Origin of the sequence: Colwellia sp. BRX10-4 (assembly GCF_014077465.1) — a bacterium.
Classification (GTDB): domain Bacteria; phylum Pseudomonadota; class Gammaproteobacteria; order Enterobacterales; family Alteromonadaceae; genus Colwellia_A.
On record NZ_JACGVZ010000032.1, the window covers coordinates 1 to 13,173 of the forward strand.

The 13,173-nt window shown below is 38.0% G+C and carries 10 protein-coding genes; 2 read left to right on the forward strand and 8 right to left on the reverse strand.

Features of this window, described 5'->3' with window-relative positions; translation table 11 throughout:
- Window positions 1–209 precede the first annotated feature (209 nt).
- From H4J67_RS17845 to H4J67_RS17860, 4 genes are all read right to left on the reverse strand, one after another.
- Complete coding sequence (locus H4J67_RS17845; RefSeq protein WP_182204542.1) at window positions 210–2,198, reverse strand: TonB-dependent siderophore receptor; 1,989 nt, start codon at window positions 2,196–2,198, stop codon at window positions 210–212.
- A gap of 94 nt (window positions 2,199–2,292) precedes the next feature.
- A complete protein-coding gene (locus H4J67_RS17850; protein WP_182204543.1) occupies window positions 2,293–2,667 on the reverse strand; it encodes a hypothetical protein in 375 nt (124 codons plus the stop codon).
- 307 nt (window positions 2,668–2,974) lie between these two features.
- Window positions 2,975–3,505 (reverse strand): hypothetical protein, encoded by a 531-nt coding sequence (locus tag H4J67_RS17855; RefSeq protein WP_182204545.1) that lies wholly within the window; start codon window positions 3,503–3,505, stop codon window positions 2,975–2,977.
- 322 nt (window positions 3,506–3,827) lie between these two features.
- Window positions 3,828–4,763 (reverse strand): LysR family transcriptional regulator, encoded by a 936-nt coding sequence (locus tag H4J67_RS17860; protein WP_182175611.1) that lies wholly within the window; start codon window positions 4,761–4,763, stop codon window positions 3,828–3,830.
- A 138-nt stretch (window positions 4,764–4,901) separates the two neighbouring features.
- On the opposite strand from H4J67_RS17860, the gene H4J67_RS17865 reads away from it, so the two are divergent.
- Together H4J67_RS17865 and H4J67_RS17870 are read left to right on the forward strand one after the other, a co-directional pair.
- Window positions 4,902–5,927, forward strand: coding sequence for a zinc-binding alcohol dehydrogenase family protein (locus H4J67_RS17865; RefSeq protein ID WP_182204547.1), 1,026 nt, complete (start codon window positions 4,902–4,904; stop codon window positions 5,925–5,927).
- Window positions 5,928–6,005: 78 nt separating this feature from the next.
- Window positions 6,006–7,091 carry an L-dopachrome tautomerase-related protein gene (locus H4J67_RS17870; RefSeq protein ID WP_182175609.1) on the forward strand — a complete coding sequence of 362 codons (1,086 nt, stop codon included), beginning with the start codon at window positions 6,006–6,008 and terminating at the stop codon, window positions 7,089–7,091.
- 253 nt (window positions 7,092–7,344) lie between these two features.
- Here H4J67_RS17870 and H4J67_RS17875 read toward each other — a convergent pair whose 3' ends face one another.
- The 4 genes from H4J67_RS17875 to H4J67_RS17890 all read right to left on the reverse strand — a co-directional run bounded on the left by H4J67_RS17875 (window position 7,345) and on the right by H4J67_RS17890 (window position 12,904).
- Window positions 7,345–8,991 (reverse strand): FMN-binding glutamate synthase family protein, encoded by a 1,647-nt coding sequence (locus tag H4J67_RS17875; protein ID WP_182204549.1) that lies wholly within the window; start codon window positions 8,989–8,991, stop codon window positions 7,345–7,347.
- A 147-nt stretch (window positions 8,992–9,138) separates the two neighbouring features.
- A complete protein-coding gene (locus H4J67_RS17880) occupies window positions 9,139–10,464 on the reverse strand; it encodes an NAD(P)/FAD-dependent oxidoreductase (RefSeq protein WP_182204551.1) in 1,326 nt (441 codons plus the stop codon).
- Window positions 10,465–10,880: 416 nt separating this feature from the next.
- Window positions 10,881–11,876, reverse strand: a complete 996-nt coding sequence (locus H4J67_RS17885) for a hypothetical protein (protein ID WP_182175606.1) — start codon at window positions 11,874–11,876, stop codon at window positions 10,881–10,883.
- Window positions 11,873–12,904 (reverse strand): hypothetical protein, encoded by a 1,032-nt coding sequence (locus H4J67_RS17890; protein WP_182204553.1) that lies wholly within the window; start codon window positions 12,902–12,904, stop codon window positions 11,873–11,875. The genes H4J67_RS17885 and H4J67_RS17890 overlap by 4 nt, the downstream gene beginning before the upstream one ends.
- Window positions 12,905–13,173: the final 269 nt, after the last annotated feature.

Genomic DNA, 13,173 nt, shown 5'->3' on the forward strand with positions numbered 1-13,173 from the left:
GGGTTTAGGGTTTAGGGTTTAGGGTTTAGGGTTTAGGGTGACGATGAGAACTAAACGCTAGCCACTAGAAGCCCTTAATAGCACATTTAAGATCACCAAAGCACCCGTTCTTCGAATCAGGGGATAGCTAAAACTGCCGGTATCCCCTCTAAAAACACTTAATACAATATGGTCAGTCCAACAAATCGTTATACTAATATAGTATAATTTTAACCGCCAAATTTAAAACGTAAACCAGCATTAACGGTAAAACCATCGTTTCTTGACCAAATGTTGGTTGTCCATCGACCGCTAGGTGCTTGTTCGGGTAATACTAAAGAGTCATCCTTTGTTTGTCGCACATTTAACAAGTTTTCAGCATTAACAAAAAAACTGACTTGTCCGATGGTAATTTGACCCAGCAGCCCTAAGTGCCAATAAGGGCTGCTTCGCTCTCGATATGGGTTGTTTTCAAGTTGTTGTGTACCCGTATAGTAAGCTTCAAATCCTACCATATGACTACCATGTTCTTCCCACATTACAACAAGACCAGCCGAATGTTTAGGGGTTAACGCTAAGGGTACTCGGCCAAATTGCGGATCTCTTTCTTTAGTGGCGTCTATGTATAGATAGCTACCGGTAAATTTAATATCTTGCCAGCGATAGCGTAGTAATAATTCAGCACCGTTAATGTTACTTTCGCCAGCAGCATTGACGATAAGAACTTGCTTTCTTGAAGCATCATCACTATTAATCACGGCTAACTCAGTAACGTTATCAATATCAGACGCAAATAATGTCAGGCTAGTTTCTACACTGCCCAGCACATAGCTAAAATCTATAGATGCGGTAGATGCTCGCTCCTCATCAATACTTTCTAGCGGCGCAAGACGAGATAAACCGGCTTCATCAATATCCTCAATAAAAGGACTTGGTGCGAAAAAACCTTGCCCATATGCCCCTCTAACCGACCAGCTTTCTTGGCCGTATAATAATGAAATTCGCGGGCTTACTTGCGTGCCGTATTCATTATGCCAATCAGCACGTGCACTAAGCGACATAGAAATATCATCACTGACTTCATAATCTAGTTGCGAAAATAGTCCCGGCACTTGATAGGAATAATTAAATTCAGAAAAGGTATCAGATTCGAACTTTTCAGACTGTAGCGCTAAGCCAACTAGCCATGCCGCTTTATCCGAATACCCTGACAAACTCGACTCAATCAGGCTGCTTGTATGGCTGTCATCATCTTGAACAGGACCAAATTGATGCTCGTGGTCTTGTTTCATTGCCGAGCCACGGACATTAATAGTCATCACCTGCCCCAATGGGCGGTCATATATGAAGCCAACATCAGTTCTAAGCGTACCCTGTATTTGAGGAAAACTATTACCATCAGGTAAAGTAACGTCACCTAAAGTACCACCATCCCTTTGTTCTTTCATTGCACCCAAGGTAACGTAAAGGTTTGCACCATTATCTTGCTGCCAATAGAAACGAGGTCGGACACTATGCCTTTCGTAGCCAGCCAAATCAATCCAGCCATCGTTATCTAAGTCTTGCTCTTCTTGATGATGAACTCCAGCAGTAATCGATGCACTTAAAGCGCTAGTTAAAGGAGCGGCAAAGTATAAAGTGATATCTTGACCATTTTTAGACGTAGCATTAAGTAACACTTCGCCCTCATAAACATCTGAAGGTGTGCGTGAAATTAGATTGATCACCCCTCCAAGTGCTGAGCCACCATAAAGTGAAGAAGCAGACCCTTTAATTATTTCAACATTTGCAAGGTCTGTAGGTGGAATTTGCAACAGGCCAATTGAAGCGGTTTGACCACCGTACAAGGGTAAACCGTCACTTAAGAGCTGTGTGTAACGACCATACATTCCTTGCAGTCGAATGTTGGAACTTCCTAACGCAGGCGAGGTGGTTTGCACTCTAACGCCACCCGTTTCAGCCACTAACATAGAGATATTCCCTGGACGCATTAGCGCTTTTTCTTGTATTTCTTCCCCATTAATAATTTCGGTTCGTGTTGCCGATTCAGTAACGATACGACCTAAACGAGAAGCGCTTACTTGAATTTTTTCAATTCTGTTATCGTTATGTTCATGGTGTTCTTTGTTGTGTTCATCTTCATTGTTATTTTCATTTGCGTAAGAAAACGCAGGAATTAACAGCATGGCTACTGCCGTTTTTAATGATATTTTAAACATTTTTACCTCAGGTATTACTTGATAATAATTCAGCACAAGGGCACTAATTAACTTGAAAAGTGATGAGTTGTACAATCTTTGTTATTCTAAGTTTTTATGAGGTAAAAATAGGAGGCCGATAGAGCAAAGGATAAATAGATTTAAGCTGCTCAAATTGTTGCATATAAAAAGCTTCAGCTAAGATAGTTATTTTAGCTGAGTGAACGACAGTATTAAAATATACAGTTGATGAACATGCATTAACAATACAAGTACAATTAACATCGCAACATTCGATACCACAGCAGTCTTCTGGGTTAGCTTTACTAACTTTACTTAAACCGTAATGTTTTACTTGTTTGCTGGTATCAAAAGAAAGAGCGTTTTCTGAAGTTTCACAAGACATAGCAGTATTAAAGCTTATTGCTTGCCCAACGAAGGCAACAAGCATCATTGCTATAATAAACATTCTTAACACTGCTTTAAACATAAAAACCCTTAAAAACCCTTAAAAACCATACACAGAGTATTATAAGAGTTTATTCATGATATGTGAACAATCATAGGCAACTTCGTGCGAGTTACCTATTAAGTCGGTACTATAAACTGTTTAAGCAATTATTAAGTATAATGCCTAGTTTGTCAGATAAGCAGACAAAAGTAGCATTAGCCTTTTTATGATAAACGACATCTATGGTAGCCTTGCTGGCAGTTATTGGTGGGCTTTGGTTAGGTGAAACATCTATTCTCTGCCTGTTGATATCTACCTTTGAGAGCGGTTTTAATAAACGTTGATTTTAATTACCCGTATTATTTTGTACTGACAAATTAAACGTTTTTACATCACAGTTACTGAGGGCATCACAACCTCTTATAATAAACCTTAAGCTTGATAGGTCATTATCTTGAAAAGACTCGCTTCCTACAGATTTGTTTCCAAAAGAGCAAGATAAGCTGTTGTCATCAATTACACATTGAACTTCACCTGTTGCGTTTGGGCAGAGTGAGAAAGAAGCGCTACCACATTTAAGCCCGGCTATTTTATTATCGTCAGAATATACGTCGCCGTTAATCGATAAGTATAAATCTATTCTGTAGGCTGCAGAAGTCGGTGATATCCACTGAACTTCAAACCGAATACCTTCTATAACAGTAACCTGCTCTCCTTCATAATAATCTCTTGAATCAAAGCGAATATTCTGTAAGGTAAAGCCTTCTTCAACCGGTGGCAATATATTAATCTCTGGTGCTTTTTTATCAGCACCGCCGCCACAAGCGCTAAGCACGATTAAAGTAGTGGTTAATATAGTTAATAAAAGATGTTTCATCGATGTCCTTTTTATTACGTTAAATGTATTCCATACTTAACAGCCCATTAGTCAAAGAAGACATTAAGCTTTTCAGTTCATTACGTCAATAACAGGCATTAAAGTCATGTTAATATAATTGAGTGACGGATGACGTTATTGCCAATCATAAGAAATTATTTTTAGCTAAAAATCTCTCCAGCAAACTTATAACTGCCGTTGGTATTTCACCTATTTATACACAAGAATACTACATTGTCGTCACTAGCCTCTAAAGCATTTAGGATTACCATCAAACTTAAAACCAATAAAATCGCTCATTTAAATCACATAAAATGCTCAATTAGTAGACATCCGCTTGAGCTAAAATACCTTTGTTTATAAGTTGAGTAAGAACATAGTTACACTTTATTTTTAAGTGTTCTCTAAGCAGGCGAACTGCCGGAGTAATGGTCTGTCTACTTGGGCAAATAATCCATAATTCTGTTGGCTTAGGGACAAAGCCAGTTAATAGTGTCACAAGTTGGTTACTCAGCAAGTCATATGACATATCTAAACTAGATTTTACAGCTATTCCTTTACCACCTAAACACCAACGCCTGACTAGGTCAGCATCGTTTGAAACGCGATTACTTTTCATTTTGACTTTAATAAACTCACTTTTATAAGAGAATTCCCATACATCATGAACAATGTCATGTAACTTATATAGAAGACCGTTATGCGTGGTCAAATCATTAGGATGCTTGGGTATACCATTCGCTTTTAGGTACTGAGGTGTTGCACAAATAACTCGTGGTACATTACAGATTTTAAAACCGTAAAGGTTGGCATCATTTGGTGAACCATAGCGCAAGGCAATATCAACGGGATCCCTATAGAAATCAATATTACTATCACTGACATGTAATTTAACACTGATCCCCGTGTGCTCTTCCATAAATTCATCAAGCCAAGGTAATACTAAATTCCGACCTAAATCTGAGGGGATAGAAATCCTTAATTCACCATCAATAATGTCTAAATCATCTTTAACATTTTGCTTAGCTACGTCAAGCATTTGCAATGCTTGCTGACAATTTGGAATATACCTTTCACCTGCAACAGAGAGCCTTAAGCTTCGAGTCGTTCGTATAAACAGATCAACGCCAAGCGCACGTTCAACCCTTTTTATTGCTGCACTAGCTGTTGCTGTATGCATATCTAAACTCTCTGCCGCTGCAGTAATACTGCGAAATTCGGCAACTTTTAAGATAATATTAAGATCTTCTAATAGCATAATTGTCAAAAATAATTTGATAAAGAATCTATCATTATGCTGTTTCTATTTGAGCGATCAAGTCATATCATTATAATCACCATAACAATTAACGTTAACTCCCCGTAATTAATAATTATAAAGCTTTGGAGAAAAACCATGAAAGCAGTTGGCTACATACAATCATTACCGATCAGTAATCCTAAATCATTAATAGACATCGAACTATCGCAACCTACAGCTTCAGGACATGACTTATTAGTACAGGTTATGTCTATCGCTGTTAACCCTGTAGATTACAAAATCCGTCAAAATGTTGCAGCAGAGAACGATGAATACAAAGTACTTGGTTGGGACGCTGTTGGTGAAGTCGTGGCCATAGGTGAGTCAGTGAGTCACTTTAAACCTGGGGATAAAGTCTTTTATGCCGGAGATTTAAATCGCCAAGGAAGTAACGCCGAATATCAATTAGTTGATGAGCGCATCGTCGGTCATAAGCCAAAAAGTTTATCAGATGGCGAAGCCGCTGCATTACCATTAACCGCGATTACTGCTTGGGAATTATTGTTTGAACGCTTATTAATCAAACAACAACATCCTGAGATAAAGAAAAAATCAAACGATATAATTTTAATTGTTGGCGCGGCGGGAGGTGTCGGTTCGATTTTAGTTCAGTTAGCAAGTGCACTAACAGGCGCAACTGTCATTGCTACGGCGTCACGTGATAGTTCTGCAAAATGGGTAAAAAAACTGGGGGCAGATTATGTTATCGATCACTCCAAATCACTAGTAGCACAAATTGAACAATTAGCTATAGGGCAAGTAACACACGTTGCTAGTTTAACGCATACTGACTCCTATTTAGATAGCTTTGTTGAACTGTTAGCTCCAATGGGAAAGATAGCCTTAATTGACGATCCTAAGTCGCTTGATATCAGTAAACTTAAATTTAAAAGTTTGTCACTGCACTGGGAGTTTATGTTTACACGTTCAATGTTCAAAACAACAGATATCGATGAGCAACATCGCTTACTTAACAAAATTGCAGACTTGATTGACCAAGGATATATCCAAACTACGGTCGTTAAAAACTTAGGAACCATTAACGCTAAAAACCTAAGAGCGGCCCATAAAATACTTGAATCAGGACAATCGATTGGAAAAATTGTCTTAGAAGGTTTTTAAAAAGCAGTCCTGCAAATATAAGAGACTCATCTAAGACGATTAAGTATAATTATTAACAACTTAATAATAGGTATAAAAATGAAAAAATTACTTTCAGTAATAGCTTATAGCATAGCATTACTTACTACAGTGACTACCTTAGCCAATAACAGCGACCTTCACACAGTCGCTACATTCGATGCACAACATCCACCGGGTAACATTGCTATTACGCCATCGGGAAGAAAGTTTTTGTCGATACATGGATTTTATGGACAGAAGCAAAAGATCATGGAGCTTATGCCAGACGGCACCACAAAACCTTATCCTAATGAAGAATGGGCATATAATTATAATAATGGTAAAGGTTTTTATGGTGTTCTGGGGATTAATGTATCCGCCGAGGGTGTGTTATGGATGCTAGATACGTCGGGTCCTGATCATGCGGGGCGATTAGTGGGTTGGGATACTAAAAGTGAGCAGCTTGATAAAATTATTTATTTAGCAAAGCCAACGATTACAGATACGTCGTTTCTAAACGACTTAGCCGTTGATAATAAAAATGGCTATATCTATATTGCTGACACGGCACAAGGTAGTCAAGCCGCAATTATTGCTGTAAACCTTAAAACGGGTGCCGCACGAAGAATACTGCAAGACAGCCATTATACTCGTGCTGAAAACATCGATATAGTTATTGAAGGTCGCACAATGAAAATTGGTGGGCAAGCTGCGCGTTTGGGTGTAAACCCAATTACCCTTGAGCCAAATGAAGACTGGTTATACTTTGGCTCTATGTCGGGAACATCGGTATATCGTGTTGCCACAAGCGCAATTATAAATGAAAGTCTGTCAAGTAAAGAGCTCGAGGGAAAAGTACAACGCTACGGTACTAAGCCTATTTCTGATGGTATTATTGTCGATGGTGGCGGTAATATATATGTCACCGATATTACTAACGGCGCTATTGGTGTGGTTAAACCTAGTGGTGATTACCAAGTGTTATTTAAAGATGAACGTCTTGTCTGGCCTGATGGTTTTAGTTACGGAGACGATGATAAAATTTACCTTACCGTTAATAAACTTCACCGCTCGCCAATACTCAACAACGGTAAAGATGACAGCCAAGGGCAATATAGCGTGCTTTCTTTTAAGCCACTTGTTAAAGGTAAAGTAGGTCGTTAGTGCCCCGCTACCCTTTTCCTTGACTTATCAACACTAAAAAGTCTTTTTGCCGCTTTTAACTATTAAAAGTATGAGGGTAATTATCAATACGAACGTCTATTTTATTAATGAAAAAGACGTTCTATTCTAATATCGTGGCCCATAATATGAACCACGATATTGGAGTTTTAGTGGTCAATATTCATTGATAATTAAACGGTTCTCAACCTCAGAGATAACAATCAAAGAGTATTGCGCAACGCTCAGGTAATCATTAAAAAATTTGCTTAACGGCTAATTCAGGTGGTACCAAAGGCGCGATATCATTAACATAAAAAGTATCGCTAGAGGCTTGATTCCACCAGGTTAACCACATCCCAGTAATATTTTCTTGCCTGAACTGACTATCAGTCAGTTCAGGTACTGTGTGGGTATTAGATTCTAACATGCCGTTTGGTGTTCTACGTTTTATCATGTTGTAAGTTAACTGCGAGACATCATCTAATCCCATGCTTCCCAATAATTCAAAGAAGCTATTTAGGGTGTGATGATGAAATGAGGTTACACGTTTACCTTTTACTTCTATATCGATGGCTTTAGAGCGATTCTTATCTTGTGTGGCGACCCCCGTTGGGCACATATTGGTGTCACATTGCCTAGATTGGATACAGCCTAATGACATCATAAATGTTCGGGCCGCGTTGACAATATCAGCACCGAAGGCAACCTTGTTAAGCATGTCAAAACCAGAAGCTGTTTTACCGGCTGAAATCACCCGTATCTGTTTACGTAGTCCTAATCCGACAAGTGCCTGATGAACAAAATAGGTTCCTTCCAAGCAGGTCATACCCAGTCTGTTACTAAATTCCACGGGTGCAGCACCTGTGCCCCCTTCTGCGCCATCAACCGTAATAAAATCAAGGTAGATGTTACTTTCCAACATGGCTTTGCCAAGACATAAAAATTCAGCCGGGTTACCAACACAAATTTTGATACCAATGGGCTTGCCACCACTTAACTCTCTAAGCTGGCTAACAAATGACAGTAATTCAAATGGGCTATTGCATTCAGGGTTAATCGCCGGAGAGACACAATCTTCTTCTTTACTGACACCTCTGATTTGCGCGATTTCATCTGTTATCTTAGCTTTAGGAAGTACGCCACCATGACCAGGTTTAGCGCCCTGCGACAACTTTATTTCAATCATTTTTACTTGTGCTAATTGAGCTGTTTTAGCAAACATCTCAGGATTGAATCGGCCATCTTCATTTCGACAGCCAAAAAGCCCCGTACCTATTTGCCAAACCAAGTCTCCACCATGTTTTAAATGATAAGGGCTAACACCACCTTCGCCAGTATTATGATAAAAGCCACCTGCACCTGCGCCTAGATTCATCGCTTCAATAGCTTCTGCACTTAATGAGCCATAACTCATTGCTGATATATTTAATCTTGACGCTTTATAGGGTTTTGAACATTGTCGCCCACCGACGGTAACATGCTTAGATTCATCCTTTATTGTTTTTGGTGCGAGCGAGTGCCATATACTTTGATAATTAGTTTGCATTAAGTCTCGTTGAGTGCCAAAGGGAATGGTGTCTGTCACCGACTTTGCACGTCGATAAACCAGATCTCTTTGTTCGCGATTAAAAGGCATTTCTTCGGTGTTATTGGCAATAAAATACTGTTGAACTTCTGTTCGTATTGATTCAAAGAAGTAACGAAAGTAAGCAAGAACCGGATACAGTCTATTTAAGGTATGTTTACTTAGGGTAAGATCATATGCACCTACTATTGAATAGGTCAGGGTAAAAAACACAAAAAAACCAGGGAACCAGCCAGCAATAGTATAAAGTAAGATAAAGCTACTGATGTTACCTAGGGTTAAAACTTGCCAGTAAAATTTTTGAGCTGAAGTCATTTTTAAATATCCTACAATATTTCTAATCTGCTTATTTAACCCCATTGATCAATGGGATAATATTTTTTTTGGTGCATGGCGGTAATAAATAGGTGTAAAGCCTATAGATACTGAAAATCTTTATCAATCATCTTCACCACCCACCAGTTAATGTAATTTCAGGTTAGGCCTTAACGCTCTATTAACCCTACCAACAAGGACAATGAGTAAGGTTTTAAGCACACCAAAAAGTGTCACTTGGTGCATACGGTATAACCCAATATAAACCAGTCTTGCCAACTTACCTTCGATGAACATGCTGCGTTGATTAATGTTTCCCATTAGACTGCCTACTGCCGTATAAGATGACAATGACACCAAAGAACCATAATCGATATATTCATAGGCGACTAAGGGTTTCAATGCTAATTTAGCAATAATATTGGTAAAGACAGTCGATGCCATTTGATGTGCTGCTTGCGCCCTAGGGGGAACTTTTATCCCTTTTAATGTCGTGCATGAAGCGCAGTCGCCAAGGGCAAATATATCGGTGTCTAAGGGAGTTTGCAGGAATGTATTAACCAATAATTGGTTGTTCTTTGCACTTTCCAAACCGCCAATAGCTTGCATAAAATCAGGTCCCTTTATGCCCGCCGCCCAAACAGTAATGCTGCTAGCGATTTCACGGCCATCTTTTGTTATTACACTGTTGGGCGTAACTTCAGTAACCGCGGTGTTAGTATTTACGGTGATACCAAGCGCCTCTAGTTCTTGTTGTGCACTTTGTGCTATACGTTCAGGAAGTGCAGCAAGGATCCGAGGCCCAGCTTCTACAATGTGAATATCTAGACTCTTTTTTGATAAATGGTCATATCCATAATTTTTCAGTAATTCAGAAGTTTTTACTATTTCTGCAGCAAGCTCTACGCCTGTAGCACCACCACCAATAATGGCAATATTGAGACTGCTGCGCGTATCGTCCCCTTTAAGTCGTAAAAAGGCATTAAGTAACTCAGTATGGAATCGCTCTGCATTTTCACAAGTATCAAGAAATGTACAGTACTCCTTTGCTCCCAGCGTATTAAAGTCATTCGTTACAGACCCTAACGCAAATACCAATAATGAGTATTTAACCTGGCGAGCAGGAAATATTAAAGCACCGTCTTGATCATTTAATTGTTTTAAAAGTACATGCTTAGATTCTCGGTTGAGTCCATCAACTACACCTAGCTGAAACAAAAAACCATTACGCGCACCATGAGATAAATAATCAACACAATCTATATCTGCGTCAAGTGAGCCTGAAGCGACTTCATGTAAAAGTGGTTTCCAAACATGTTTTCTATTTTGGTCGATTAAAATAACTTTCTGTTTGGTTTTTCGAAAATACTTGCCGAGTTTAGTGGCAAGCTCTAAACCTCCTGCACCGCCACCGATTATAACAATGGGGTCTGAAGAAATGGTCAGTTTTCGCCACCAAGGCCTGATTAACATTTTATTCGCTGATCCTTAAACTATAATGAGCCAACACCATTAAAAGCTAGCGTTATTTGTATTACATATTCCCTTCCTTAATCTATGCTTAAGTTAGTGAATATGTAATAAACTATCATGCTATCTTTATGAATGCACTAAGGATAAACGTGTCTTCCTGGTTTAAACGTTTAGGTCCATTTCTTGGTGTAGTGTTCTTTCTTATGACTGCGACACGAGTCTATTTTAAATTAGAACATTTTAAATATGCAGACTCTCTTTCAGCCTTGAGTAGTACATCTAGTTGGGTTATCGGCCAGGGTGTTATACTTACTTTGCTAAATCATCTGATCTCCAGCCGTATTAATAATAAGTTAATCCTAAATATTACTAACGACTTCATCACCAATAAAAGTCGTTAGTGTCGAGGCTAAAATTTACAGATCTTTTATATTGTTAAGATAGTTTTTGTAGTTAGACTTTTTATCTTCGAATAATTTCAGTAAATCTAAAGTAACAAAAATACCATGCTGCTGCTCGCTGTTAGTCGTTAAACCAAAAGAATAAGTATTGTTTATGTGAAACATAACCCCGTGAGTTACCGACTTAACTGAAACTCTATCTGCATAGGTAGAGACGACTGATAGTCCCAAAGGTATCTTTAACTGCCAATAATTAATCCCGGCCCATTCTATAGCAAGTGCTTCTTTCATCTGTTCGCCATGTTCAGCATCGACACTGTAATGCATAATAATAGAAGGATGTAAGGCAAAGTACTGTTTATTGGGGGGTGGAACTAAACGGTTTTCTTTTAATTTATCTTGGTAATACCAAGTATTAATGGCTAAATCTATAAAAGTTTGCGAACGCGAATTTTCAAAATAATTTGACCATGCAGTGTTCTTTAAAGCTATATTTATACCTGCTTTTGAATTGGCATATTGATAAGAAGATTCAAAAGGAGCAACAATTACCTTATGCAAATTATCAAAGAGGATCTTACAGTTTTTTGGTCCCGCCCCCTTACAGTCAGCATTATCTAAAACTGCAATTTCATCATTGTTGTACTTTAAATGATATTTTCCAGTCTTGGTGCTTTTTGAGGCATTAATATTTTTAGGGTACGACAATGTGGTTAACGATTTATAAGCATTGTTAATGATAAAATAGCTGTCGACACCAATTTTTTCTAGTGGTTTAACATGTAAAGAAAGTTTTTCCTTCCAATTAATAAACCAAGCATTCATCGCTTGATCGACTTCTGAGCCATCGAGAAGTTTATTACATATTTTCAGAGAAATATCATCGACCCCCTCATACATATCAATAAAAAATGTCCCTTTTGTAGCGTCGTGTTTTTGACAAATAAGCTCTTCAGAAAAAGAAGATAAAGATATCAAGACAAGTAAAATACCCATCAATAAATATTTCATTGTTTATCCTCTTTGAAATATCTAATAAAACCAGTAATAGCTGCCACTAATCCCTTAATGTCAGCAGTAAAGCCACCTGTTTGTTGATAATGTTTAATTTTATTTAGCTCTCCTTGATAATGTTTAAATGCCTTATTAGCTTGTGCTTGCTCAGTTGAGTTGGGGTCGAAGTCATCTAAAAAGGCATAAAGTAAAGGATAAGATACTTTTGGATCTTCAATGTACCCTTTAATTGAATGGGTATTCTTGCGACTAAATTCTTTAGTAACTATTTTTCGATATGCATTATCAAACGCTGATTTACTTATCCAACTACCATTATTTTTAGGATCGAAGCGTCTAAATAGATCAAAAGCAATAGGGTCGCACTCATGATAGATATTATAAAATTCATTCATTATTCCGCCAACACCGGGTTTAACAATAGATTGATAAGGTGAAGTTAAACCAGAAGCCCACGTGACTAAATCGCTAACATTAGCGAAACTCCAATAAGTAGATATTTGCGGTTGACCGAGCGGTTTTTCATCAGGAAAGAGTTTATTTAATGAGTCATGCATTACTGACGTGCCAAGAGAATGCGTTAAAAAATGATAAGTTGTACCTGCACTGTGTTGACCAAATATACTCACTAACTCTTTGATAACAAAGCCCCTAACGCTTTCACCAAAGATAGACAAATACAGGATAACATCTAAGGCATGAGTATTTTCAAAGGTATCACTCCCCAAGTTGGCATCAATACCTATCAATTTATTCATTAAGTCAGGCGTATCAACACCCGCCAGCTGAGTTTTAATAAAGTGTTCAACTGTTTTACTACTGCTTGAAATTTCCTTGCGGATCTTTTCAAATAGATGGTCATAACTAATGCTATGGATGATCAATTCATTTTCAATTTTTAGTTTTTTATAACTTGGATACCTTTCCAATGCATTGTTAATTGACTCAACAACGTCTTCTTTAAAAGAGTCAGAGGTGTGCATTCCAATGCCATGCATTAAAATTAAGACCGGCTTATCGCTCATTTTTTTCTCCAAATATCGACGTCAATGTTAAATAGACTTTACGAACGTGAAGATTCAGCCGAGTAAAAAGGAAAGGCGCTATCCTAGCTAAGTCAAATTGAATCCATTTAAGTTCAGTAACCAACTATAGGTACAGTTTATAAATTAAACAACAATAGAGCAGCATTAGCGCATGTTATATAGATTTTTCATAATGAGCATAACCTTATGCGTTAACGCATTATTGATTTGCTGAAATTTAAAATTTCATTATTTTGCGGTGAGTAATT